Source organism: Plantactinospora solaniradicis, from assembly GCF_042658085.1.
Classification (GTDB): Bacteria; Actinomycetota; Actinomycetes; order Mycobacteriales; family Micromonosporaceae; genus Plantactinospora; species Plantactinospora solaniradicis.
The window spans coordinates 21810-46225 of sequence record NZ_JBHSPR010000021.1; the positions used below are offsets into that span (position 1 = coordinate 21810).

The following is a 24416-nucleotide window of genomic DNA, read 5'->3' on the forward strand; positions in this document are numbered from 1 at the left end:
GCTGGTGTCGTTCAACCGCCGTGTGTGCCGTTTTCGACCCAGTCGACGAAGTCTGGATTGGCCAACGACCGGATCAAGCTGTCGTAGGCGGCGAGGTCGGCGTCATTGAAGACTTCGCTCCACTGGCCGGGCTTGCCGGAGCGGAAGAAGGCACTGTTGCTGATGAACAGTCCGAGCCGCTCGTTAGGGGCCAGATGGTGGGCCTTCGCGCGCATGGAGGTGAAGGTGGCCGCCTCGACCAAGGCCGGCCATTGGTTCCGCGGCACGCGAATGCCCAGCCGGTCGGCGAGTCGCCGCATCTGCCCCGCGAGGTCTCGAGAGAGATCGGCATGGTGCAGCAGGATCACCGCCGGTTCGTTGCGGCGTTCCCACGCCTGGCCCAAATGGTGGACCACGGTGCGCAGCGAGTCCAGGTTCTCCGTCGCCGGCCGCGGGTCATCGATCCACCGCAGTACACGTTCACGCCTGCTTGCCGGACGCACCGGTTTGGTTGGCGGGCCGGTGGGTGCCTGGTCGCCGGAGGCCATGAGGCGATAGATGACCTTGTCGTCGAGATTGGGCCGGTGGTAAGCCATCGACACGGCGACGTCACGGGGATCGCGTCCGACAACGACATACGTGACGCCGGGCAGCTGGGGCAGACCGTCGAGCGGGGTGTGGGTCTTGATGAACCGGCGGTGTTGCTGGGCGTCCAAGGTCCGGGTGACGTCCGCGATTGGTCGCAGGAACATGTCGAGCCAGGGCGAGACGGTGGTCAGCGCGGCGGGCAGGTCGGGGGTCTGGAAGATCAGCAGAGCACAGATCATCTGCATCCAGGTCGTACCGCATTTCGACGGCACGCTGATCACGATGTCGTCCGGCCGCAGCTGGAACTCCCGCCAGCGGCTGCTGTCGGTCAGTCCGCAGCGGTAGACGGCGGGCGCCGCGCTCACCATGTCATCACCCTATCGGCCGTAATTGTCATGGTGAGTCGCGTCCGATCCGGGGTCCCGGTTGGCAGTGAGGTTGGTCGGCTTGAGGCGGAACGACTTGGCGACTTTGTCCCGGTAGATCTCCTGCGTTGCGGGGTCCCAGGGATGCACCACCGTCCGCCCGGGGCGCGGCGGGCCGAAACCTGTCCTTTGACCAGCCAGTTGTAGACGGCGCTGGCGGGAATACCGAGCTGTGCGGCGGTGTGTTTGACGCTGACCTCGCCGTCTTGGATGGCCACGGTGCGCGGCGCCCAGATTTTGTAGGCGTCTCGGACGCGGGCGACCGCGCCGGCGGTGAAGGGTTTGCCTTTGCCGGCGAGCAAGCCGGTGGCGTTGAGCCGTTCGGCGAGTTGTTCGCTGGTGTGTGTGGCGCCGTAGCGGCGGACCAGTTCCAAAGCTCCGGCGGGGGTGCGGCCGGGCCCGTGCCGCAGGGCGGTGAGTTCGTCGGTGGCGCCGGTGTGCCAGCGGACACCGATCCGGACGCTGTCGTCGTCGACAGCGGGCAGCAGGGTGATGTCGGCGATCAGGCTGCGCAGCAGTCGTTTGCGGTCGCGGTGGCTGGTGGTGGGGCTGTCCCGCAACCGTGGCAGGTCAGCGGCCAAGGCGCGCAAGGCGTTCTGCTCTGGCGCGGGTGCGGTGGTGACTTGTGCGGTGGCCAACGCGGCTTCGGCGTCGGCGAGCTGGGCCAGCTTGGTCTCCCCGCGGCTCTCCAGGCTGCGGGCGACCAGCCGGTTGTCCGGGTCGACGTTGGTGAAGGCGCGTTCGGCGCGGTCGGCTTCGTAGCGGGCGCGTTGTACGGCCAGTTCGGCGGCCCGGTGGTTGCGCACTCGGCGGTCGGTGACCTCGTCGCTGGCGGCCAGCGCGATGGTGATCTGTTGCTCGGTGATGGAGTCGAGGAACCTGCGCCTCGGCGACGGCTACGCGGCAACGCTGACCGTAACCGGATACCCCGCCGAGGTCGGCCCCGCCTGGCTGGACCCGCTGCTGGCCTGGCCGGGCCGCCTCGACGTCGCCGTCCAGATCGAACCCCCTAGCCCCGCAGATCGCCGCCGCCCGGCTACGCAAGCAGCGCGCCCGGCTGGAATCCAACCGGCGCACCGACACGGAGAAGGGCCGCCTGATCGACCCGATCACCGAGGCCGCCGCCGACGACGCCGCAGAACTCGCCGACCGAATCGCCCGCGGCCACAGCAAACTCTTCCGCGTCGGCCTGTACCTGTGCGTGCACGCCACCACCCTCGACGAACTCGACGAAGCGATCGCGCACGTACGGGCCACCGCCGCCTCGGTGCTGCTGGACACCCAGCCAGCAACGTGGCGGCAGATGCAGGGCTGGACGAGCACCCTGCCACTCGGCACCGATGGCCTCGGCATGCGCCGGGTGATGGACACCGACGCGCTCGCCTCAGCGCGGCTGTGTGTTACAGGCTTCGAGTTGGAGGAATCTGATCGGTGATTCCGACTGAACTCTGGGGTGCTCTGCCCCAAGTATGGGGAGAGTATCCCAGAGTTTAGGGAACTCCGGGCCCGCGAGTCGGCGTCCCGCGGCGTTGAGGTGCAAGAACACACGCCCGTCAGGTCGCCAACGCCGAGGCCACCGGTGGCCGGTACGTGCCGGTCAACCGCCAGCATTAGTCAAATCATCGCCGGGCACGGCTATCATCGTGCTATGGCGATGAATGGCGGAGAGTGTGTCACCGCGAACATCGCGGCCGGGATGACTGCGGCCGTGGCCCTGTTCCGATCGCTGGCCGACGAGACCCGGTTGCGAATAGTGCAGCGGCTTGCGGCCGGTGAGGCGCGGGTGGTGGACCTGACCGGCGAGCTGGGTCTGGCCCAGTCGACGGTGTCCAAGCATCTCGCCTGCCTGCGCGACTGCGGCCTGATCGACTACCGGGTCGAAGGACGGCAGTCGTTCTACGCGCTGACCCGGCCCGAGTTGATGGACCTACTCCAGGCCGCCGAAGGTGTGCTGGCGGCGACCGGTTCGGCGGTGGCGCTCTGCCCGACCTATGGCACTGTCACAGTTCGGGCGGTGACCCGGTGAGCACCGCGATGTCGATTTTGACCCCGCGGCGTCGGGCGCAGCTCAACCGGCGCAGCCTGCACTTGGCCTACGCCACCGCCGGCTACAACCTCCTGGAAGGCGTCGTCGCCGTGGCGGCCGGCGCGGCTGCCTCGTCGACCGCGCTGCTCGGCTTCGGCCTGGACTCGTTCATCGAGGTGTCCTCCGCTCTGGTGGTTATCTGGCAGTTCCGCTCCCGCGTCCCCGAGGCCCGGGAACGACTGGCGCTGCGGCTGATCGCGCTGTCGTTCTTCGCCCTCGCCGCCTGGATCAGTGTCGACGCCGTCCGGTCCCTGCTCGGCCCGGGTGAGGCCGAGCCGTCCCCGGTGGGGATCGGGATCGCCGCCGTGTCGGTGATGGTGATGCCGCTGCTGGTCTGGGCCAAGCGCCGCACCGGCCGGGAACTCGGTTCGGCCACCGTCGTCGCCGACTCGATGCAGACCATGTTGTGTACCTACCTGTCCGGAATCCTGCTCGTCGGCCTAGTCCTCAACGCGCTGCTGGGCTGGTCGTGGGCTGACCCGATCGCGGGCCTGGTCATCGCCGCCGTCGCCGTCCGCGAGGGTGTCGAAGCGTGGCGCGGCGAGCAGTGCGAAGACTGCGCCATCCCCACCAGTCCCGGCCAGCAGGCCGACGGGTGCGGGTGCGGTCCGGGCTGCACCGACGCCTGCTGCATCACCGAGGGTGGGAGCCCGCGGTGATCGCGGTCGCTGCTCTGGCCGTCTACCTGGCCTGGCTGGTACTGGCGTTCGGGTTGCGAAGCCTTATCCAGGCCCACCGCACCGGGCATGCCGGCTGGCACCCGCCGGGCGGCCAACCTGCAACGGTCACGCACCCCTTGTTGTCGGCGTACTGGTTGTTGTGCAGAGCCGCGTACGACTGATCTTGCAGAGCAAGCACTGGCCGAACCATTGAGGTTCCGCCTCCGCCGGTCAGGGCAGGGCGGGACTCAGGAAGGGAACACCAGGGCCACGTCGTTGGACGCGATCGGTGAGCTCACATCGCAACTAACCGCATGCGGCCTGTCCGTGGCATCCGGCCACGGAGCCTCCGCAGAAAACACGTTTGGCGGATCACGGCGGCCGCTGCTAGTTTTCCGGAGGCCGTGCGAGAGACCGAGGAGGTGGTACCCGTGAACGTTTCGGCATGGGTGCTCCCCTCCCGGGTCACGGTCGGGCGATAGGTCGTCCGGGAGCGCCGTTTCACGAGCACTCCTGAAAGGCACGACCATGCGATTCACTACTGAGCAGCGCCTCGATGACGGCGTCCTCGAACGCGAATTCACCCTCGGCGAGATCCCCGGCATCCTGTGGACGCCCGCATCCGCATCCGCACCGGTCCCGCTGATCCTGCTCGGCCACCCCCCGCTCGGACTGCACAAGATGTACCCCCGTCTGGCGGCGCGGGCCCGGCACGCCGCGGCGGATGGCTTCGCCGCGGCCACCATCGAGCTCCCCGGCAGCGGTGACCGGCCCCGTTGGGCCGCCGCCGAGCAGGCCCGCGCCGACCTGCGCCGGGCCATGGAGGCCGGCGAGCCGGTCAGCGCCGAGATCATCGACGCCCTCATCCTCCCGCTCGTCGACAAGGCGGTCCCGGAATCGCAGGCCGCCCTGGACGCCCTCCTGTCGCTGCCCGAGATCGGCGGCCCGGTCGGGTACTCGGGGGGAGTGATCTCCGTCGGCATTCGGCTGGCGGTGGTCGAGCCGCGCATCGTGGCCGCCGGCTTCTTCGCCGGGAGTTTCGTGCCTCGCGCCATGTTCGAGGAGGCCCGACAGGTCACCATTCCGCTGCATGTCCTGCTGCAGTGGGATGACGAAGGGAACGACCGGCAGGCGGCCCTGGACCTGTTCGACGCCTTCGGCTCCAAGGAGAAATCGCTGCACGCCAACATGGGCGGACACACCGGTGTCCCGCAGTTCGCAGGGGAGGACGCGGCCGGGTTCTTCGCCCGGCATCTGCGCTAGCCGCGGCCCCGCCGCCAGGCCAGCAGCAGGCGGTAGGCGGCGCCGCCGGCACGCCGCGCATCGGCGGTCGGCACCGCCCTCCTCGACGGCGGTGGCCAGCAGCTGCACAACCGCCCCGACCGCGGCGGTACCGGCCATCGGCGGTACCGGCCGGTCGGGGCGGAGTTCTGCTCTTGGCGACCGGCTTGACCTCTGCAAGATCAGGCGTACCTAACTCTGTACTCCAAGGAGTACTCCGACACTTGTATCCGCCACGTGTTACGGGTATATCATCCGCATGTGGCGAACGATACAGAGGAACGCGAGTGGTTGGTCATCAGCGTGTCGACCGCCGGGGCCGCCGGATCGTTGCGGGTGCAGGTATGGCGCAAACTGCGCTCGCTGGGAGCGCACTACCTTCAGCAGTCGGTCTGCCTGCTGCCGGCACGGTCCGAAGTAGTGCGAGAGGTACGACGACTGGTCGACCGGGTCCATCACCATGGGGGTACCGCTCGCGTGCTGCGGATGGCCCTCACCGACCCCGCCGAGGAACAGGCGGTGATCGCCGAGTTCAACACCGCCCGCGACGCCGAATACGCCGAACTGCTTGAACGACTTCCGGAACTGCGGCAGGAACTGGCCAACGAACATGCACGCGGCAACGCCACCTACGCCGAGGTCGAGGAGTCCGAGGCCGACCTGGATCGGTTCCGTACCTGGCTGGCCAAGATCTCCGCCCGCGACTACTTCGCCGCCCCCGGTGGCCAGGCAGCCCGCGACGCCGTCGACCAAGCCGCCACCGAGCTGGCCGCGTTCGAAGAAGCGGCCCTGCACGCCGAAGCACCCGAATTCAACGCGACCGGCGAGTCGACGCCGCGACTGCGGGCGGTGAACTAACCATGACTGGCTCGTTCTGGTGGGACCTGATCATCAGCATCGCCGCCGCGTTGCTGCTGGCCTGGCTCGCCCTGGTCATCGTGCTGCTCGTCGCCCGCCCGCGCGGTGGGCTGTTGCGCGAGGCGCTGCGGGTGTTACCCGACGTGTTACGGCTGGTGCATCGGCTGGCTGCGGACAAGACGCTGCCGCGTGGGGTCCGCGTCCGGCTGGGCCTGCTACTGGCCTACCTCGCCATCCCGATCGACCTGATCCCCGACTTCATCCCGATCCTGGGCTACGCCGACGACGCCATCATCGTCACCGTCGTGCTCCGCAGCGTGGTCCGCCGCGCCGGTATTGAAGCCGTCCGGGGGCACTGGCCCGGCACCGACGACGGCTTCGCCGCCGTCGCCCGCCTCACCGGCCTGGACCGTCTCACCCGTGACTGAACTCGTCTTCACCGTGCTCGGCAATACGCTGCTGCTCGCCGCCGCCGTCCACGTCAGCCCAGGTGTCCAGCATGTTCTACCGGCCGCGGCCGCCGCCAGCGAGGAAGGACACGACAGCACATGAATGCCTCGACGTTGTGGCTGCTGGCCGACGCCCGCTCCGCAAAGGCGGGCGGCGAGCAGGCGATGGCCACCCGGCAGCAGGCCCTGTACCTGCCGAAAATGTCACCAGGCAGGTCAGGCGGCATGTTCGTACTCGTGGATGATGCCGGCGAGGCGGTCACGTCGGTGGATGTTCAAGCGGGCGATCCGGTCCGGGGCGGTGATCGGTTCGGGTAGCGGGGCGAGTGGCCGGGCGTTGGCGACGCCCTGATGAGGCCTGTGTTCGTTGTAGAAGACCTCGTACTCGCGGAGCGCGTGTAGTAGATGTCGCTGGTTGAGGATCAGTGTCCGGTCGAGGAGTTCACGTCGGCAGGTCCGTACCCAGCGTTCCATGATCGCGTTCATCCGGGGTATCCGGACGCCTGTGTGCACCACGGTGATGCCGGCGTCGGCGAGCACCCGGTCGAACAGGGCAGGGTATTTGCTGTCCCGGTCGCGGATCAGGTATTTCACCGGGCGTCCCGCGTCTTCGAGGTCCATGACCAGATTTCGGGCGATCTGGAACACCCAGGCTGCGGTGGGATGTGCGGTGGCGCTGAGGATCCGGATGCGGCGGGTGGCGTGTTCGATGACCGCCGGGACGTAGAGGCGGGCGCCGGTCAGGGTGCTCGTTTCGAAGAAGTCGGCGGCGATGACGGCCTGCGCCTGGGATCGTAGGAACACCGCCCACGTGCTGCTGGTGCACTGAGGTGCCGGATCGATTCCGGCATCCTTCAGGATCTCCCAGACGGTGGAGGCGGCGACCTTGACGCCCAGGACGAGCGGTTCGCCGTGGATGCGGCGGTATCCCCAGGTGGTGTTCTCCGAGGCCAGGCGCAGGACGAGTAGCAGTCGTAGCAGGGCGAGGGTGTTGGTCACGCCGAGGTAGGCCAGTCGAAACAGCACACCCCATCGTCGCGCCGTACTCGATGTAGACAACCGTCGCGATCCAGCCGAGAGGTTCACGTCTTCAGCGGAGCCTTCCACCTCGATGATTTAGATGGCTGCGACCAGGACAGATGAGGTTTTCGGCACTCACAAGGCCAGTCGAAACAGCACAACAGGCCATCCTCGCGCGCCGTTCAACGTCGACCACCCGCCGCCCCGGGCCGGGCGGGATCACGGCTGCAGGTGAGCTCCGATCTCAGTGGTCAAGAAGGTCGTGACCAGAACGGACGAGGTTTCGGCACCCGCCGGGCCAGACACGCCTGCTCTAATTAGCTAGGGCAGATTGGCGGTGAGTTCTTCGCGCCACTGCGCGAAGCGTTTGCGCATCTCGCTGATATGGGCGGGACTGGCATCGTAGGCGGCGAAACGCCGGTCCGGGTAGCGCTCCAGCATTCCGAACAGGTCCGCCAGGATGCGCCGATCGAACCCCGCGTCGGATTGTTCCGCCAGCTCGCACAGCCGCGCCCGGTTATAGCGACCGGTCATGAGCGCCGCGTCGATGTCGAGAAAGTCTCGAGGCTCGGCGCGCGTGTACAGGGCGGACATCTTGCCCGCGACGACATCGTCGACGTGCAGCACCGGCCCGACGTCCATCATCACCGGCGGTAATGCGCGCCAGTTGGCCGCCAGTTCGACCTTGTAGGGGTGGTCGGGTCGAGCGGAATCGGTGACTGCGAGCCGGGCAAAGGTGTCGAACTGCTGTGTTACCTCGACGGAATACCCGCCGGCGCGGTAGCCGTCGACGACGGTGTCCACTGCTGCGGCGAACTCGCCACGTCGCTCCCACGCGGTGAACAGGTCGACGTCCTCGCTTGGTCGGTCCAGGATGCCGTGGGCTTGGACGGCGTAGCCGCCGGCCAAGGCGAATCCGTAGCGGGCGGCGAACCGCAGTCCGATCTCCGCGAGGCGGAGGTGAACTTGATCCACCTCTACCCGGCCAGCGCCTGGGGTGGCGTGGTCAGCTCGGGAAAGCGGGCCTGCCACAGTGCCCGCAGCCGGGCCGGGAGCCACAAGCTTGGCCACAAGCGGCGCAATGTCGGGCCGTGCAGCCATCGGTACAGGTCTGTGACTGAATTGGCCTGGTTTAGGACCGTCTGGTACATCAGCTGCAGATCGCCGGCGTCGTCCAGGTCGTAGCTGCTGTCGCCAGACCAGTCCAGCCACCGATCGAGTGTCACCACACCGCGAACCGGACCGCGCAGGTCGGACAGGGAGGCGGCGACCATGAAGTGCCGCTGGTCCACGTACCGTGACCCAGGCGGTGCGCCCTTGTCGCTAGCCATGTCTCTACCTCCTGACCCAGATCGTACGTCCGACCGGCGTCGACGGCTGGTACCACATCGGCCTGTTGGCCATTGATTGTCAGACCAACCCGCAGGTCAGCCGTCAGCGTGACATGTAGTTGGGGTTCAGTTCGCACACCGACACGAACCCCTATGCCGGCAACCACTCGCAGGGAACGCCGGCCCCCGGTTTACCCCCCGAAAACTCCTGGCTGCCGCCGGCTTGTAGGGTGCCAAAACGAGGTTCCGGTCGCTGACCTGCGGATTCGTAGATCCGTCTAAGCGGCCCGGTAGTACTCGTTGATGACCCCGCCGAGTCGTCGTCGGCGTCGGACAACGCCGTCGACCGGCATCACGATGCCCGGCTCACGGTTAGGCGATACCTGCCCGCGCCCTTGGTGCGGCCGATGGTCATTGAAGTGTCGGACGTACTCGGTCAGCACTATCCTGGCGTTGCGGGTGCCGAAAACCTCATCCGCGCTGTTCAGGCGGTGTTCTTGTATTCATGTAGAAGCCCGCTGAGTCGGTCGTGTCGGTGGACGTGCAGGCGTGTCAGGGTTGCGGGGCCGGTGATCGGTTCGGGTAGCGGGCGCAGCGGTCGAGCGTTGGCGATGCCGCGGTGAGGCCGATGTTGGTTGTGGTGGTGTTCGTACTCGCGGAGTGCGTGTATCAGGTGGACGTGGTTCCAGATCAGTGTCCGGTCGAGCAGTTCTTGCCGGCAGGCTTGGATCCAGCGTTCCATGATCGAGTTCATGCGTGGCATTCGACGCCGCTGCGCACGACCGTGATCCCGGCGTCGGCGAGGATGGCGTCGAACAGGGCGGGGTACTTGCCGTCCCGATCCCGGATCAGGTATTTCACCTGGCATCCGGCATTTTCGAGGTCCATCACCGGGTTCCGGGCGGCCTGGGTCACCCGGCTGGCGGTCGGGTGGGCGGTGGCGCCGAGGATGCGGACGCGACGGGTGGCGTGTTCGATGACCGCAAGGACGTAGAGGCGGGCGCCGGTCAGCGTGGTGGTTTCGAAGAAGTCGGCGGCGATGATGGCCTGAGCCTGGGAGCGCAGGAATGTTGCCAGGTGGTGGCGGTGCGCTGGGGTGCCGGGTCGATCCCGGCCTGCTGCAGGATTTTCCAGACAGTGGAAGCCGCGACCTTCACACCCAGGACGAGGAGTTCGCCGTGGATGCGGCGGTACCCCCACGTCGTGTTCTCGCGGGCCAGGCGCAGCACCAGCCGGCGGATTGACCGCACGGTTCGTGGCCGTCCGGCCCGTCGGGGTCGGGAGATTCTGGCGTGCCGGCTGGCGATCAGGTCACGGTGCCAGCGCAGCACGGTCTCCGGGCGGACCAGCAGCCGTAGGTTGCGTAGCACGTCGCGGGGTAGCCGGTGGAGAAGAGCAGCAAGCCACGCTCGGTCAGCTGGGGCGAACCGCGCCCGATCGCCGTGCAATTGCCGTTGCAGAATGGTGATCTGGTGACGCAGCGCGAGGATCTCGGCGTCTTTGTCCCGGTCGCTCATCGGCAGCAGCCGCAGCAGCGCGAGAGCGTTGGTCACACTGAGGTAGGCCAGTCGCAGCAGCACATCAGGCCATCCTCGCGTACCGCTCAACGTCGGTCACACGCCGCGTCCGGGCCGAGCGGGCCCAACGCTGCAGCTGAGTTCTGATCTCAGTGATCAAGAAGGTCCTGGCCAGGACGGACGAGGTTTTCGGCACCGGCAGCGTCGATGACAGCTCGCGGCCCCGACCGTCACGAACCGCCGGTGAGCTTCGTACGGACCTGGTCGGCGTCCGGGTGGCCAGCCCCGTCGAGTAGCTCCAGCGACCGCCGCCAGGCGGCCCGAGCCGCTGCCGAACGGCCCAGAGCCTGCTCCGAGTCGCCGATGTGGTCCAGCACGGTCGCCATCAGGTATGTGTCGCCGAACTCGTCGAACAGGGCGAACGCCTGCCGGAAGTGGTCCAGCGCGGTCTCGTGCTCCCCGCTGCCCTGGTGGACCACGCCGAGACTGTCCAGCGTGTGGGCCTCGCCCAGCACGTCGCCGACCTCACGGTGGATTTCCAGCGCCGCTGAGCAGAACTCCACCGCCTCGTCGAACTCTCCGAGGCGGGCGTGGTGCCAGCCAGTCGAGTTGAGCGCGCTGGCCTGTCCGGCCAGGTGATTGACCATCCGGCACAGGTCCAGCGCCGCGCCACTATGCCGCATCGCCGTACGGTGTTCACCCCGGAGGGTGTTGAGGAAGCTGAGCCCGAAGTGGACGCTCGTCTGGCCGTTGATGTCAGCGAGCGCCTCGAACTCGCGCAGCGCTGCCAACAGATCTTCCCGCGCCTCGCGGTGGTGGCCGAGGTGTGTCCGCGCACCGCCGATGGCCCGCAGGGCATGCGCCCGGCCGACCGGGTCGCGCACCCGGTCCGCCGCCGCCAGCGCCGTACGCTGGACCCGGAGCTGCTCCGCGAACAGCCCCCGGCGGTTGAGGAACGTGATGAGCGACCACGCGATACGCCAGGCGTGCCCGTCGAACCCGGTCGCCGCCGCCTCGTCCACAGTGGAGAGCAGCACCTGGCGCTCGACCGCGAACCAGGCGGTGGCCGCCGCCCGGTTCGGCGGCCGTTCCAGGGCGAGGCCCGGCGGCGGCTCCTCCAGCCGGATCGGCTCCAGGTGCGGTTCGAGGATCAGCGTGTTCGCCGCGTGGGCGCTGTGCAGGTAGTGGTCGAACATCCGGTGCCGGGCAGCGGCCCGGTCCGCCTCGCTGTCGACCTCGTGCGCGAGGTCCGCCGCGTACGACCGTAGCAGGTCGTGGACGGTGAACCGGCCCGGCGCGAGCTCCTCCACCAGATGGGTGTCGACCAGCTCCGCCACCCGTGCCCGCGTCGTCGCCACCGGCTCGCCGAGCAGACTCGCGACGGCGGCGGTCCCGACATCGGCGCCCGGGTGGAGGCCGAGCAGCCGGAAGAGCCGGCCCGCACCTGCACCCAGACCCCGGTAGGACCACGAGACGACCGCCCGCACGTCCGTCGAGGCATCGATCCCGGACAGCGAGTCGAGCTCGCCCCGCCACTCGGTGCCCGACCGGCGGGGCAGCGAGCGGCGGCTCACGTGCGCGCAGACGATGCAGAGCGCGAGCGGCAGGCCGGCGCAGCGCCGCACGAGGTCGTCGACCGTGCCCCGCCGGGCCGTCGTCCGGGCCGCGCCCAGCCGGCGGTCGACCATGTCCCGGGCCTCGGCGTCGGTGAGCAGCCCGAGCGGCAGCGGATGCGCGTCCTCGACCGCGACCAGCAGGGTCAGCCGGCGCCGGCTGGTCACCACGACCAGCGCGGTCCCGCTGCCGGGGATCAGCGGACGCACCTGCTCGGCATCGCGGGCGTTGTCGAGGACGATGAGGACCCGCCTGTCGGCCAGTACGCTTCGGAACAGCCCGACCTGTGCGTCCGCGTCGGCCGGAACCCGTTGCTGTGCGACGCCGAGCGCGTCCAGGAAGCCACGGACCGCCTCGCTCGTGGTCACCGGCGCACCGGCCGGCGAGAAGCCGCGCAGGTTGACGAAGAGCTGGCCGTCTGGAAAGCGCTCTGCGGCGCCGTGTGCCCACTGGGTGACCAGCGTCGTCTTTCCCACCCCGCCGGGACCGTCCACCGCCGCGACCACCACCCGCCGTCCCGTTACGGCCTCGTCGGCCAGCTCGTCGAGCTGTGCCATCTCACGCGCCCGGCCTGCGAAGTGCCGGATCGCCGCCGGCAGCTGGCGCGGTGTGACCGGCGCCCGGAGCTGTGCCGGGGGCGGCGCGGGGAGGGCCGCCGGAGCCGGACCCTCCGGACCCGCCCGGGGCAACGGCGGAGCGGGTACGTCGTCGCCGGAGGATCCCGGCGGATGCCGTACCCGCGGCGGCTCCGGTGCCGGCATGGCTGGCGCCGGCGGGCGATGCTCGACCGGGGCAGGCACCTGGCCGCGGAGCACCCGGAGGTGGGCCTGGTGCAGCTCGGCGCCCGGCTCGATGCCGAGTTCGCTGGCGAGCCGGTCGCGTACCTCGGCGAAGCGCGCCAGCGCGGCCGCCTGGCCGCCGGACCCGGCGAGCGCGAGGATCAGCCGAGCGGCCAGCCCCTCGTGCAGGGGTTCGCCGTCGAGCACGGCACCGAGCCGGTCGACGGCCTCGTCGTGGCGGCCGGCCCCGATCGCGAGCTCGCCGTAGGAGAGCGCGGCGGCCAGCCGCTGGCGGGCGACCGCCACGGTCGGCGGGTGCTGTCGCAACCGTTCACCGGCACCCGCCAGCACCGGACCCCGCCAGAGGTCGAGCGCGTCACCGAACTGCCCGGTCGCGGTCTCGACGTCACCCGCGGCCCGGGCCTGTGCCGCCCGCTCCGTGAGCCGGGTGAAGGCGCCGAGGTCGAGTTCGTCGCCGTCGAGGTCCAGCCGGTAGCCGGACCGGACGCGGCACAGGCTCCGTGTCTGGACCCGGGGGTGCCGTCCGGGCTCCAGAATGTCCCGCACCTGTGCGACGTAGGTATGCACCAACCGCCGGCACGACCGTGGCGGCTTCTCGCCCCACAGCACGTCGACGATCTCGTCGGTCGACACGACCCGGCCGGGCTGGATCGCGACCAGGCCCAGCAGGTCGCCCTGCATCCGCGAGCTGACCTCGACCGGCGCGCCACCACGCTGCACGGCGAGCGGGCCGAGCACCCCGACCCAGGGCCGCGCGGCGCCCGGACCCGGCCGCGACCCCGATGCCCGGAGCCCGGCGAGCAGGGCGGCGGTCTCGGCGTCCGAGAGCCCGAGCGTCGTGGCGAGCCGGCCGAGGGCAGCCGGCCGGGGCGCGCCGACCCGGTTGTGTTCGATGTCGCGCAACGCCCGGACACTGATCCCGCTGCGCACGGCGACCTCGCGCTGCGTCAGTCCGGCGCGGATCCGGTGGCTCCGGAGCTGGTCACCGATGGCCGCTAAGCCGCGTACGTGGCGCACTTTCGGGATCCTGCCCGATTCGTGTCGGCGTGCTCGTGTGTCTCGGCACGGTCGCCTCCTGTAGCCCTGAGCGGACCACCCGACTATATCGGCCGATACCAATCTGCCGCCGATTCTGCCGCCGATTCTGCCGCCGTGGCGCCGCGGTACCCGGACGGTGTGCCGGTCCGACCTGGGTGGCTCCGGTGGGTGGGGCGGCCACGCCGTCACCAGGTGGGCGTGCGGAGCGGCTGGAGTCGCGCTGGGGTCGGCCGTCCGGTGCTCGCGACCGACCCGGCGCCGCGGGCGGGATCACGGCCGAACCGTGCTGGCCTGGCCCGGTCCGGCCGGTCGCCCGGACCGTCGCCGACGATCGGCGTCCGCGGCGGTACCCGTGCGGTGGCCCCGGAGTTGACCGGCCGGCCGGGTGAAGCTGCCGCCTGCTGCCGTACCGCTGCCGCCGCGGTTGCCGTTCCCGGCCCGGCGCGGCCCGGAAGACGCAGGTCAGCTGCGGTGTGGCCGGGCCGCGTCTCCGGTCATCGCGGCGGGTTCGCGATGGGGTCGCGGTAGCCACGAGCCTCACTAGCGTCTGGGCCATCGAGGCGGCGCCGACCGGCGCGGCCGAGGAGGGAGTGAGCGATGAGGCTTCGCGGAACGAAGGTGCTGACCCTGGTGGTGGCCGCGGCGGCTGCGACCGGCGGCCTGGTTGGTGTCCCGGCCGGTCCGGCCGGCGCGGCGCTGAGCGACTGCGGTCCCCGCTACCTGTGCGCCTTCCAGGCGACGAACTACAATGCGGTGCCCGGGCGGGTGGAGGGGAACAACAGCAACCTGCTCCAGTACCCGTCGTTCAACAACGCCGTGTCGGTCTTCAACAACGGCATGTCGTGTGGGGTCACGATCTGGAACGGACTCAACCGCACCGGCACGAGCGTCTACCTGCCGCGGGGTACGGGCTACGGAAACCTGAGTACCCAGAACCCGCCGTTCTATCGGAACATCGCCTCGAACCAGTGGTGCTGATGAGGTGAGCAGACACGGCGCACCTTCCAGCCTGACGACGACGCTCGTCCTGGCGGTGTCGGCCGCGCTGGTGGCCGGATGCGGCGACGCCTCCGGCCACGCGCGCCCCGACGTGCCACTTCCGTTCGGCGGTGCGGTGCACGTGCCGGCGATGGACCGGAGGTTGCTCACCGCGGCCGAGGAGGAACTGGTGGCGACCTGCATGACTAGGCGCGGTATGCCGTACCTGCCGGAGCGGTCCGGCCCGGACGCCGGCGTGCCCGAGGACGGGGCCGCGATTTACAGCCTGATCGAGCCGCGGGAGGCCCGCCTCCACGGGTACGGGATGGGTGAACGGCTGCTGCACACATCCTCCGCGCCCGGAGCCTCCGCCGACGCCACGACCGGGCAGGGTGCGCCGGCGGCACCGCCGGGTGCGAACGATGTGGCGCCGGCGGCACCGCCGGGTGCGAACGATGTGGCGCGGGCGGCGATGACGGACGAGCGGCGCCGGGCCTGGGACGTGGCGTTGCTGGGCACACCGGGCCGGGAGGTCCAGATCGAGGTCGAGGGCACCGTGTTCACGTACCGGCCGGACGGGTGCGTGACGCTCGCCCGCCAGGAGCTGTTCGGGGAGGACTGGGACCGGCTCCAGTTGACCGCGCAGGTCGCGGTGAACACCGTGACGCAACGGGTCTGGCGCGCCTTGGCGGTGACCGCCGCAGTCGAACGCTGGTCCGACTGCATGACCGGGAAGGGCCGTGACTTTGCCAGCCCGGCCGAGCCGCGCGGCACGATCGACCAGGCGCTGTCGCGGGTTGCTCCCGGCGACCGGGCCGCCTTCTCGGCCGCACTGCGGCTTGAGCACGAGACGGCCACCGCGGACGCCGACTGCCAGCGCGACAGCGGTCTCTGGGAAGCCGTCACCACCGCCCAGCGGGCCGCCGAGGGTGCGACGCCGCCCGCCGCCGCGACGGCGGTGACGTCGTTGCGTGCGGCCCGGGAGCGAGCACTCGTGGCGGCGCACCGCATCGTCGGCACATCCGCAACGCCCGGACCCGGGCACTCGGCACCGGATCGGGTTACGGCGCCGGGCACCCGCCACCATCTTCAGCCGTCGTCCGCGAGGTAGCGACGCTGGTCTGAAAACCACAGGTGGCGGCCGGCCGCCTGGTGCGCTGGTGTGATCGCGCCCAGTTGCGCCAGGTCGGCCGGGTGGCCGGGCAGTGTCACCGGCTGATACCGGCTGCCGTCGCGGTTGACCCGGAACACCCGGTCCCAACGGCGGCGCACGTGAGCGCCGACGGCGGTGTTGCAGTCCGGACCAGGAACATCGCCCACCGCGCCGTCGGGCACCGGCGCCACGTCGTATCGCCGTCGATGATGCGGTACGGATCCTGCACGTGTCGTCGCGCTGGATCAGCGAGGTCATCGCTGCGCACGTCGGCGTACGGCCGCGACTGGCACATCTGGTCCAACGGTTCGAAACCAGGGGTGACGGACCGCGGAGTTCCGGACGCGCGCTGATTGCGGCAGATGAGGTTGTTTGGTGTAGCGGCTGTGGTGAGCGTGCGGAGGCAGTGACGAGACTGCCTCGTCGTATGGGCGTCGCTATGGTGCCGCACCACCGGGCGGGGTTGATCCATGCGCGCTCGGCACCGCCTCGTCACCACACACCAGGACGGAACCGTCCGGACAACCGAATGTTCAGCGTGTGGATCCATCGACGATGTACTGGCAACGACCAAAGAACGAGTCCCCCAGGAACTTACGCCAGAGGAGCGGCGCAACTTCCTCGAAGGATCAAATCCCACCTAACGTGCCAAGCCGAATCCAAGGCCACGATCCACCACTTGATTTGACTTCGACCTGACCATCGTGAGCGCGCCCCACAGTGCCGGATCGGCACCGCACGCGCACGGCCGATCGCCCGCCGAGTCGTCGCGCTCCGCACCTCAATTCGGGTGGCGTGTGCCCATTGTCCGGCGTTGATTGATTGACGGCCGGGTTCAGGGGCCAGACAACCCGGAAGCGGATACAAAGGACCAAATCCACTCGGGCTCGTCGACCCAAGGCGCCCGGAGGCGGCATGTCGGGACGATCATTCACGCATGCCGGGCCGAGCTGGGGTTGCAGGTCGAGCGGGGAGATGGACGGAGCTTCAGAGCTCGGGCGACACCTGCGAGAGAGGGAGGTATGAGGCAGGTGGCCGGATGTGCTCCGTCACAAGGATCCCGCAACGAACAGATGCGGCCCGGGACGTTGGTCGGACAGACGGAGAGGAAGAAGCGTGAACGCGAAGACTGTTGGTGTCAGGATCGGAACCTGTACGGCTTTTCTCGTGCTGGCTATGGTGACCGGGACGGCCCCCGCCGCCGCGGCGCCTGGTGAGCGGGCCGGGGGTTTCGGAGAGCGGGGTCAGGCGGTGGGGCTGAGTCGGGAGGCGGGCTCTGTTCTCCAGGCTCGTGCGGACAACCGGTTTGGTGAGTCCAGGGAAGCCCGGACGCGCGGTCTCGCAAGGGCCGCCGACAGCTCACGGCTCCTCAACAATTGCCCCTACGAGTACTTCTGCATCTACACCGGCACGAGCGCCACCGGTGATCCGTACGGTGGTGACGACATGAGGGCCTATTGGAAGTGCGGCGAACTGAACCTGGTTCCCCTGAACTGGCGCGGCCTGGGCTCCTATTACAACAATCAGACGCCCGGCACGCGGGCAACGTTCCACGACGAGTATGGAGAGCAGATCGGAAACCCGACATGTGCGGCTAGGTGCAGCGTTCCCAATAACCCAAACTGGACCGAGGTCTGGTATGTCCGAGCCTGTTAGTCTTCTACTCCAAGGCAAGGCATTTCAGTCCACGGCCAACGCCCTCAGGACGGTTTGCTGAGGTTGGAAAGCCGTCGGGGCCGGGTGCGATCGACGGATCCACAATGGCACCCGGCCCCGCCACTCGGCTGATACGGCTGATGGTCATGGACGTGCCCGGCGCTACAGTAAGGATCCACACCACGGAAGTCAGAGCTAGAACCGCGCTGGCTGTCATCCATGGGATCAGTCGGTGGGCGATCCAGTCCAAGAGCTTGGTCACCCTGCTATCTTGACGGCCACTGTCCAAAGGGCTCGACTACCCACCCCGATCGCAAGACGTGCCGATCATCCCTGAGGGTGAGTGCACCGAAGACGACAAGGAAGACGATAACCGGCTGAAGGATGCCGCGACCCCGCCGGATGGTGTGGACGGCGCCCCGAGCCTCAGCCTCTCCGCACACTCAAGCATACGGTCCCATCCTGTAAGGTCAGTGACGCGTTCGGTCGGTATCCACGTACCATCGGGCCGCGCTCGTGTCTTTTTGGCGACCTGAGGCCCTTCGCTGCTGGCACCGTTTCCGCGATCGGGAATGTGCCCCGAACGTGCAGAGTTGCTCTCTATGGGGCGATTGCCCCGGCCAGTGAGAGGAATGTTGAGTGGCGAAGTTCAAGTTCAACCCGAGCGCGCTGGAGCAGATCGGTCGCCAGGCGGTCGACGGTTTCAACCGCCAGATGCAGCCGGTTCTCGACTCGTTGTTCGACCGGTACCAGGGCCAGCCGGTCGACGTGGTGAAGACGGCCCTGGCGGGCGAGTGGCGGGCTAACAACTCCTAACGAAATGATGTTGGGCGTAACTCTGGGACGTGAAGGTCGTTCTGTCTGAACGTGAGGAGGGGTGAGCAACCGCCGTGGATCGTCTCGGACGACTTGTGGGCCGAGATCGAACCGCTGCTGCCACCTCGACCGCCTCGCCGGCAACGGTTCCCCGGCCGCAAGCCCCTCGACGACCGCAAGGTGCTGTGCGGAATCCTGTTCGTGCTCTACACCGCGATCCCGTGGGAGTACTTACCACAAGAACTCGGGTTTGGGTCGGGGATGACCTGCTGGCGCCGGTTGCGGGACTGGAACGACGCCGACGTGTGGCAACGCCTGCACGAAGTCCTGCTCGGCAAGCTGAGAGCCGCCGACCAACTGGACATGTCCCGGGCGGTGATCGACGGCACGCACATCCGGGCGCTCAAGGGTGGCTCAAAACCGGTCCGAGCCCGGTCGACCGCCGCAAGCCAGGCTCGAAACACCACGTCATCACCGACGCGGGCGGCATTCCCCTCGCCGTCACACTGACCGGCGGCAACCGCCACGACGTCACCCAACTCCTGCCCCTGGTCGACAAGATCCCACCGATCAAGGGCGTCCGAGGCCGACCGCGACAACGACCCGAGCGGATCTACGCCGACCGCGGCTACGACTTCGACAAGTACCGCCGTGAGTTACGAGCCAAGGGCATCACCCCAGTCATCGCCCGACGCGGCACCGCTCACGGCTCAGGCCTCGGCGCCCGACGATGGGTCGTCGAACAGACCATCGCCCTTGTGGGTGCCGATAATTGCGGCCACGTCATGCGGCCTGGGAATACTCGTGGATGAGTCCGCCGAGTCGGTCTCGTCGGAGGGTATGGATGTTGTCGGCTGGGGTGGTGGTGGGTAGCGGTTTCAGCGGTGCTGCCTGGCCCAGCGATCGGTGTGGTCGGTGGGTGTTGTAGTGATCGACATACTCCGTCAGGGCGGCCTGTAGCTGCCGCTGGTTGATGATCAGCATGCGGCCGAGTAGTTCGCGTCGTAGGGTGCCGATCCACCGTTCGGCGAACGCGTTGGCTCGGGGTGCCTGTGGTGGCGTCCGCAGGACCTGGATGTCTTCACCGGCGAAGACGGCGTCGAACGTCTGGGTGAATTTGCTGTCCCGGTCTCTGATCAGGAATTTGACGGTGGGGATCCGGTCGTCGAGGTCCATGAGTAGGTTGCGTGCTTGTTGGGTGACCCAGCGTCCGGTGGGGCGTGTGGTGATGCCGAGCAGGTGCACTCGGCGGGTGTGGAGTTCGATGACGAACAGGACGTGGAGTCTGGTGAACAGCAGGGTGTCGACGTGGCAGAAGTCGGTGGCCAGGATCGTTTCGGCTTGAGCGGCGAGAAACTGGCGCCAGGTCGGCCCCGATCGTTGTGGTGCTGGGTCGGTGTGTGCTTGCTCGAGGATCCGCCAGACAATGCTCGCGGCTATCTTGTGTCCGAGTTGGGCGAGTTCGCCGTGGATGCGCCGGTAGCCCCAGGTGGGGTTGTCTCTGGCCATGTCGAGTACTAGTCGGCGGACCTCGGCGCGGGTGTTTGGCCGTCCGGGTTGGCGGCGCGGGTGGCTCCAGTGCCGTTTGATCAGGGCTCGGTGCCAGCGGAGCAGGGTCGTCGGTGTGATGAACAGTCGGGCCCGGCGGGCCTTGGGTAGTAGTTGGGCCAGAGCGGTGATGAGTGCTCGGTCGGCCCAGGTGTGTCGTGGTCGTTTGACCTGGCGGCGTAGGACGGCGTTCTCGTGGCGTAGTAGCAGGATCTCGGCGTTCCTTGTCTTCGCGCTGCGGCTCAGTAGAGCTATCCAGCCGAGGAGTTGCCGACAGATCAGGTAGACGAGTGTCAGCGCCATGTTCGGATCAACGAGGGATTAAACGGTCCGGGCGTGGTCGGGAAGAGTCAGCAGCTCACGCGTTCGATCGTAGTAATCGGCACCCACACGGTCGTGGCGTGATGGGGTCAGCGGCCGGTGAACCGGCTGTCCACGAAGACGAGAGCGTCGCCGACGGCCCGCTCGGCGCCGCCACTCGGCTGGTTGACCAGCGAGCCCTCGACCGACATCGCGGTGGAGCCACCACCGTCGAGGTTGATGGCGTCGAACAGGCCGAGCGCGGCGGCGACGGCGGCGGTCTCGTCCATCGTGGTGCCGACGCTGGTCGTCATGCGGCCGTCGATCGTCGCAAGTACGATCTTGCCGTCGGCGGTCGTGCCCGCGATGGTACGCGGATTGCGCGCGAAAAAGCTGTCCGAACCGGCCGGCACCGCAATCCGTCCGCCGGCGAGCAGCCGGTAGCGGCCGTTCACCCCGAACGACCCCGCGTGCAGTCGGAGCTTTTTACCCGTCTCGTCCAGCAGGGCGTCGGTTTGCTTGACGCACCCCTTCGCCACGGCGAGCATCGCCACACTGTCCCGGCCGGTCGCCTGCAGGGACGTCTGGCCCTGACTCAGCGTCGTGCCACGGGTCGTCGAGGTCCGTACCACGCAGCCCCGCGCGTCGAGGACCACCTCGACGCCGGCCCCGGATGGCGTGGCCTCGGCGAACTCCGGGGTGAACCGCACCACGTCACCCGGCAGCGTGCACTGCGTCGGCTGGGCAAGGCCGTCGCAGCCGGCCGGAACCACCGGCGGGTGGTTGATGAAATCCAGCGGCAGCGTGACCTTCGTCCGCGTGTTCTGGACCGTGCCGGTCCAGCGCAACTGGCCCACCAGGACCTTGTTGCTTCTGGCATCCACCACCAGGTTGGCCTCGGCCGGGTCGCCGGTCGGCTCACTGAGCAGCTTTCCGCCGAACACGCCCAAGCCCACCGGATCGCCCGGGTACTGCGCGCTTGCGGTGAAGGTGAAGAAGGAGGCGTTGACCCCCGCGAGAGCGCCGGCGGAACGGACCAGATCGGTGGTCTTCTCCACCTTCGCCAGGTCGGGACCGTACGTCGCCGCCAGGTGTCCGCGGGTCGCCGTCGGGTCGATGGTCAGCACGTTGACGACCCACGGCCCACGGGTCGTGGTATTGATCTGGTCGGCTGGAGCCGGGTCGGTTCCGCGGACGATCCGGGTCAACGTAACGCCGCGGGTCAACGTCTGGCTGCTCCGGCTCTCCGCGAGGCCGGCATCGCCCAGCGGCAGAGTCGCACCGCTGGGCGCGGCGTGCGCCACGGGGGCGAAGCCGAGGCCGGTCACGACGGCCGCGACGGCCGCGACAGCTCCGAACCGCCGAAGTTTGGGTACGGAGGAGGTGTAGAAGATCATGATCTCATCCTGTTTGGCCGGATGAACCGCTCGGCCCATTAGCGCTGAAGAGCAAGCCAACTGTGGGTAACCAGAACTGTCGTACCCGGGCCGCCAGCGCCGGCCGTCGTACCTGGATCGGCCCCGTCGGTCGTGCGGTGAGTGGGAATCGCCGCCAGCTACGGCCGGCGTCGGGGTCGGGAGTCGGTTGGCCGCAGGATCAGACGCGACCGCGCAGACGGGACCAGACCAGATAATCTGCTGCCCGGCGGTTCCGGAGACGGTGGCCGGTCGCCGGAAGAGGCCGTACGGGGTGAGGTCTAGGGGGCGGCGTCTGGGCGCGGTGTTCAGGCGGCGGTTCGGTGAGTTGCTCTACGGAATGACGGACGTCCCGATCGCCTTGGCCGGGCTACTGGGCCTGTTTTTCACCTTCGCCGTCGGTACGCTGCTCCTGGTGCTCGTTGTCGGTGTACCGGTGGCGGCGGCCGGACCGGAGCGGCGCGTCCGCCACGAGACTTCGGGTCACCGTCGAAGCTGCGCATCGCGACTCTCCGACTGGAGGAGCAGGTGGAGACGGGGACCGACGGTCGGGTGATCCGCAAGTACCGGCTACGACTGGCACCGTTGGTGTTCATCACCCTCTTTCTCGGGTTGCCGGGCATCTCGTTGGCGCGCTGGATCGTGCCGGAGGACGACCTGCCCCTGACTTTCAAGGCGGGAATGCTCGTGCTGATCAGCACGGTGTATCTCGCCATCATCTGGTTCTGGCGGGCGGCGACCATCGTCTATCCGGATCACATCGCAGTACGGCAGCTGTTTCGGACCCGCAGGACGGTGTGGTCCGACGTGTTGAGCATCGAGATGGAGAACAACCCGGCTTCGTCCAGGATGATGCTGCTCGACCGCGAGGGCCGGCTGTTCGCTTTGCCAGGGGGCGTTGGGGCACAAGCTCGCGAGGTGCGAGCCATCAAAAACATATGGGAGCGATCCCGTGGCGGGGGTTGGACGCCGCCGGCTGAAGCCACCGTGCTGGCGGCCCAGTACCGCGCCTGGGCGCGGGAATCCGCGATTGTATGGGCGATTTTCCTGACAGTTGGTTCGTTCCTCGCGATGGTGGTGTCCGGACTTGTCCTTAACACCAGGTCAGAGTGGGAAAACGACGAGATCCCATGGTTGTTCCAAGCGATCGGCTTCGTGCCGGTGGTGGTGTTCGTCGCCGTGTATCAGGTCGCTGTCCGCCTCCTCCGCCGCAGGCAACACACGGCATACGTGCCCTGACCCGAGATGAGCGCGCTTCCGCCTCTGCCCAGGGACATAGCGTCCACGCGTACGCGGTGAACGGCTGGCGCTCGCCGGAGGGCCCACGCCGTTGGCTGTTCCGGGGGAGACGGCGCGGGTGGCGTGGGCGGCGAGCCCGAAGGGCACACCGGCGATGTTGATGCGGGACCGGTCGCAGGATCTGCTCATCGATGAGGATCTCAGTCCTGTCGAGACGTGGGAGAACTTCTGGTGGAGCGTGGTGTCGAGGTCGACCACGTCACTGTGTTTCGGTGGGTGCAACGGAAGTCCTGTGAGGGAGGACCTGATGCACTGATCTCGGCACGACCGTGCACGCGGCGGCGCGGTTTACAAATGGAGCCGAGCCCACGGACAGTGATGGGCAGAGCCCGGCCTGCGCACACGGTCGGCGGCAGAACAGCGCACGCTCACCTCGGCTCATGACCACGGACCTTAAGATCGTGGTCATGTCAAGCCTGCTCGAAGTCGTCTCCAGCCTGCACGACATCCCGACGGGCGACGGGTGTTCGGCAGGTCCAACGATCTACGCCAGACGTCCTGACTGGAGCAGACGGTAGCGTCACCCGGTGACTACCGAACTGCCCACATTCGAGTTCGCCTTTCCCGGCCCGTTGCGCGACAAGCTGGTCGCCGCCGTGCTCGCTGGTACCAAGACCGCTACTACCGGGCTGCTCCAGGACTACGAGATCGACGGCGAACCGCTTCCGACCGTGGGCACCCGAGCGGCCGTGGTGGACTCCTTCGGGGGCCGGGTCGCGGTGATCGAGGTGACCAACGTGCGCGTCAGTCGGCTTGGCGATGTCGACGTTGACCACGCCCGCGACGAGGGCGAGGGAGACAACTCGGTTGCCTCCTGGCGAGCCGGGCACGAGGGCTACTGGCACGGACCGGACTATCGCGGCTGGCTGGGGGACTCGGACTTCACCGTGGACGATGACACACCGGTTGTGCTGGAGCGGTTCCGCGTCGTTACGGTGTTCTGACCTTGAATGAGCCGGATGCACACCCCGCTGATGTCCCAGGCTGTAGGCGATGCCCCGTTTCGGCAAGAGTGGACGTCCCCGCATCCGGCCCGCCAGGTTGACGACTACTGGGAGTGACAGGTGTGCCCGCAACTTGCGCGGATTTGTGGCAGAACCGGATGCCTCGGGTTTCGGCGCGCCGTTGGCCCGCGAGCAGTTGGTTGGTTGCGGTCAGGTAGTCGATGCATCCGACGTCGATGGCGAAGAAGCGCACACCGCGTCGTTACGGAGCTGTTTTGCCGCGATCAGTCGGCGGCGAGTTGCTCGGGCGTAAGCGGCCGCAGCAGGCAGAATTCGTTGCCGTCCGGATCCGCCATCACCACCCAACTGGCGTCCGAACCTTACCCAACGTCCACGCGCCGCGCACCGAGTTCCTCCAGCCGGGCCACCTCAGCAGCCTGGTCACGCGGTCGCAGATCGAGGGGCAGGCGATTCTTGCCAGCCTTCTGCCTCCGGGACGCGCAGGAACAGTAGGTCCGGTGCAACTCCGTCTTCGCGACTTCCGGGCGGCAGACCGGAGACCAGGGCCAGGATCTCGTCCAGCACCGGGCAGGTACCGGCGATGGTGGCGGTGGCGCCGGGGACCGTGCTCGCGTGTCGGTCGTGGCGGATAACATCCGGCG

26 protein-coding genes and 3 pseudogenes are annotated in these 24416 nt (G+C 68.4%); 16 read left to right on the plus strand and 13 right to left on the minus strand.

Annotation, left to right across the window (positions count from 1 at the left end; all coding sequences use genetic code 11):
- Positions 1–11 precede the first annotated feature (11 nt).
- Together ACFP2T_RS27120 and ACFP2T_RS27125 are read right to left on the minus strand one after the other, a co-directional pair.
- Positions 12–935, minus strand: a complete 924-nt coding sequence (locus ACFP2T_RS27120) for a sulfotransferase domain-containing protein (RefSeq protein ID WP_377426311.1) — start codon at positions 933–935, stop codon at positions 12–14.
- Positions 929–1798 carry a hypothetical protein gene (locus ACFP2T_RS27125; protein ID WP_377426313.1) on the minus strand — a complete coding sequence of 290 codons (870 nt, stop codon included), beginning with the start codon at positions 1796–1798 and terminating at the stop codon, positions 929–931. Before ACFP2T_RS27125 ends, ACFP2T_RS27120 begins: the two co-directional genes overlap by 7 nt.
- Before the next feature lie 37 nt (positions 1799–1835).
- On the opposite strand from ACFP2T_RS27125, the pseudogene ACFP2T_RS27130 reads away from it, so the two are divergent.
- The 8 genes and pseudogenes from ACFP2T_RS27130 to ACFP2T_RS27165 form a co-directional block, all read left to right on the plus strand.
- Positions 1836–2382 (plus strand): annotated as a pseudogene (locus ACFP2T_RS27130) (conjugal transfer protein TraC); the annotation flags it as partial.
- Between the two features lie 258 nt (positions 2383–2640).
- Entirely contained in the window at positions 2641–3018 is a 378-nt protein-coding gene (locus ACFP2T_RS27135) for an ArsR/SmtB family transcription factor (protein WP_377426315.1), read from the plus strand.
- A gap of 8 nt (positions 3019–3026) precedes the next feature.
- Positions 3027–3737, plus strand: a complete 711-nt coding sequence (locus ACFP2T_RS27140) for a cation diffusion facilitator family transporter (protein WP_377426384.1) — start codon at positions 3027–3029, stop codon at positions 3735–3737.
- Positions 3734–3919, plus strand: a complete 186-nt coding sequence (locus tag ACFP2T_RS27145) for a hypothetical protein (protein ID WP_377426317.1) — start codon at positions 3734–3736, stop codon at positions 3917–3919. Before ACFP2T_RS27140 ends, ACFP2T_RS27145 begins: the two co-directional genes overlap by 4 nt.
- A gap of 346 nt (positions 3920–4265) precedes the next feature.
- Positions 4266–5000 carry an alpha/beta hydrolase gene (locus tag ACFP2T_RS27150; RefSeq protein ID WP_377426318.1) on the plus strand — a complete coding sequence of 245 codons (735 nt, stop codon included), beginning with the start codon at positions 4266–4268 and terminating at the stop codon, positions 4998–5000.
- Positions 5001–5279: 279 nt separating this feature from the next.
- Positions 5280–5876: a Chromate resistance protein ChrB gene (locus ACFP2T_RS27155; RefSeq protein ID WP_377426319.1), complete on the plus strand. Its 597-nt coding sequence runs from the start codon at positions 5280–5282 to the stop codon at positions 5874–5876.
- 2 nt (positions 5877–5878) lie between these two features.
- A complete protein-coding gene (locus ACFP2T_RS27160) occupies positions 5879–6304 on the plus strand; it encodes a YkvA family protein (RefSeq protein ID WP_377426320.1) in 426 nt (141 codons plus the stop codon).
- Positions 6297–6428, plus strand: a complete 132-nt coding sequence (locus tag ACFP2T_RS27165) for a hypothetical protein (RefSeq protein WP_377426323.1) — start codon at positions 6297–6299, stop codon at positions 6426–6428. Before ACFP2T_RS27160 ends, ACFP2T_RS27165 begins: the two co-directional genes overlap by 8 nt.
- Before the next feature lie 113 nt (positions 6429–6541).
- On the opposite strand, the gene ACFP2T_RS27170 is transcribed toward ACFP2T_RS27165, so the two are convergent.
- The 7 genes from ACFP2T_RS27170 to ACFP2T_RS27200 form a co-directional block, all read right to left on the minus strand.
- Complete coding sequence (locus ACFP2T_RS27170; RefSeq protein WP_377426325.1) at positions 6542–7351, minus strand: integrase core domain-containing protein; 810 nt, start codon at positions 7349–7351, stop codon at positions 6542–6544.
- Between the two features lie 315 nt (positions 7352–7666).
- Positions 7667–8320 carry a nucleotidyl transferase AbiEii/AbiGii toxin family protein gene (locus tag ACFP2T_RS27175; RefSeq protein ID WP_377426327.1) on the minus strand — a complete coding sequence of 218 codons (654 nt, stop codon included), beginning with the start codon at positions 8318–8320 and terminating at the stop codon, positions 7667–7669.
- A gap of 2 nt (positions 8321–8322) precedes the next feature.
- Complete coding sequence (locus ACFP2T_RS27180; RefSeq protein ID WP_377426329.1) at positions 8323–8676, minus strand: hypothetical protein; 354 nt, start codon at positions 8674–8676, stop codon at positions 8323–8325.
- A gap of 484 nt (positions 8677–9160) precedes the next feature.
- Complete coding sequence (locus ACFP2T_RS27185; protein WP_377426330.1) at positions 9161–9430, minus strand: integrase core domain-containing protein; 270 nt, start codon at positions 9428–9430, stop codon at positions 9161–9163.
- Positions 9427–9591, minus strand: a complete 165-nt coding sequence (locus ACFP2T_RS27190) for a hypothetical protein (protein WP_377426333.1) — start codon at positions 9589–9591, stop codon at positions 9427–9429. Before ACFP2T_RS27190 ends, ACFP2T_RS27185 begins: the two co-directional genes overlap by 4 nt.
- 92 nt (positions 9592–9683) lie before the next feature.
- Complete coding sequence (locus tag ACFP2T_RS27195) at positions 9684–10256, minus strand: hypothetical protein (RefSeq protein WP_377426336.1); 573 nt, start codon at positions 10254–10256, stop codon at positions 9684–9686.
- A 167-nt stretch (positions 10257–10423) separates the two neighbouring features.
- A complete protein-coding gene (locus ACFP2T_RS27200) occupies positions 10424–13624 on the minus strand; it encodes a BTAD domain-containing putative transcriptional regulator (RefSeq protein ID WP_377426338.1) in 3201 nt (1066 codons plus the stop codon).
- 618 nt (positions 13625–14242) lie between these two features.
- Between ACFP2T_RS27200 and ACFP2T_RS27205 the strand changes: the two genes are divergently transcribed.
- Both ACFP2T_RS27205 and ACFP2T_RS27210 read left to right on the plus strand, forming a co-directional pair.
- Positions 14243–14623 carry a peptidase inhibitor family I36 protein gene (locus ACFP2T_RS27205; RefSeq protein ID WP_377426340.1) on the plus strand — a complete coding sequence of 127 codons (381 nt, stop codon included), beginning with the start codon at positions 14243–14245 and terminating at the stop codon, positions 14621–14623.
- A gap of 4 nt (positions 14624–14627) precedes the next feature.
- Positions 14628–15734 (plus strand): hypothetical protein, encoded by a 1107-nt coding sequence (locus ACFP2T_RS27210; protein ID WP_377426343.1) that lies wholly within the window; start codon positions 14628–14630, stop codon positions 15732–15734.
- Here ACFP2T_RS27210 and ACFP2T_RS27215 read toward each other — a convergent pair.
- Entirely contained in the window at positions 15713–15958 is a 246-nt protein-coding gene (locus ACFP2T_RS27215; RefSeq protein WP_377426345.1) for a hypothetical protein, read from the minus strand. The genes ACFP2T_RS27210 and ACFP2T_RS27215 overlap by 22 nt on opposite strands.
- Positions 15959–16892: 934 nt before the next feature.
- On the opposite strand from ACFP2T_RS27215, the gene ACFP2T_RS27220 reads away from it, so the two are divergent.
- The 3 genes and pseudogenes from ACFP2T_RS27220 to ACFP2T_RS27230 form a co-directional block, all read left to right on the plus strand.
- Positions 16893–17432, plus strand: coding sequence for a hypothetical protein (locus ACFP2T_RS27220; protein ID WP_377426347.1), 540 nt, complete (start codon positions 16893–16895; stop codon positions 17430–17432).
- 639 nt (positions 17433–18071) lie between these two features.
- Complete coding sequence (locus ACFP2T_RS27225; RefSeq protein ID WP_377426349.1) at positions 18072–18248, plus strand: hypothetical protein; 177 nt, start codon at positions 18072–18074, stop codon at positions 18246–18248.
- 78 nt (positions 18249–18326) lie between these two features.
- Positions 18327–19003, plus strand: a pseudogene (locus ACFP2T_RS27230) (IS5 family transposase); the annotation flags it as partial.
- Positions 19004–19031: 28 nt separating this feature from the next.
- On the opposite strand, the gene ACFP2T_RS27235 reads toward ACFP2T_RS27230, so the two are convergent.
- Both ACFP2T_RS27235 and ACFP2T_RS27240 read right to left on the minus strand, forming a co-directional pair.
- A complete protein-coding gene (locus ACFP2T_RS27235) occupies positions 19032–20099 on the minus strand; it encodes an integrase core domain-containing protein (RefSeq protein WP_377426350.1) in 1068 nt (355 codons plus the stop codon).
- Between the two features lie 107 nt (positions 20100–20206).
- The gene (locus ACFP2T_RS27240; RefSeq protein WP_377426352.1) at positions 20207–21493 is read right to left on the minus strand and encodes a phosphodiester glycosidase family protein; all 1287 of its coding nucleotides are present in this window, start codon (positions 21491–21493) and stop codon (positions 20207–20209) included.
- A 546-nt stretch (positions 21494–22039) separates the two neighbouring features.
- Between ACFP2T_RS27240 and ACFP2T_RS27245 the strand changes: the two genes are divergently transcribed.
- The 3 genes and pseudogenes from ACFP2T_RS27245 (at position 22040) to ACFP2T_RS27255 (ending at position 23754) form a co-directional block, all read left to right on the plus strand.
- The gene (locus tag ACFP2T_RS27245; RefSeq protein WP_377426354.1) at positions 22040–22750 is read left to right on the plus strand and encodes a PH domain-containing protein; all 711 of its coding nucleotides are present in this window, start codon (positions 22040–22042) and stop codon (positions 22748–22750) included.
- Positions 22751–22954: 204 nt separating this feature from the next.
- Positions 22955–23092 (plus strand): annotated as a pseudogene (locus ACFP2T_RS27250) (IS6 family transposase); the annotation flags it as partial.
- A 245-nt stretch (positions 23093–23337) separates the two neighbouring features.
- Entirely contained in the window at positions 23338–23754 is a 417-nt protein-coding gene (locus ACFP2T_RS27255) for an ASCH domain-containing protein (RefSeq protein WP_377426356.1), read from the plus strand.
- 380 nt (positions 23755–24134) lie between these two features.
- Here the strand turns inward: ACFP2T_RS27255 and ACFP2T_RS27260 are convergent, their stop codons facing one another.
- Positions 24135–24410: a VOC family protein gene (locus tag ACFP2T_RS27260; RefSeq protein WP_377426358.1), complete on the minus strand. Its 276-nt coding sequence runs from the start codon at positions 24408–24410 to the stop codon at positions 24135–24137.
- Between the last annotated feature and the right edge of the window lie 6 nt (positions 24411–24416).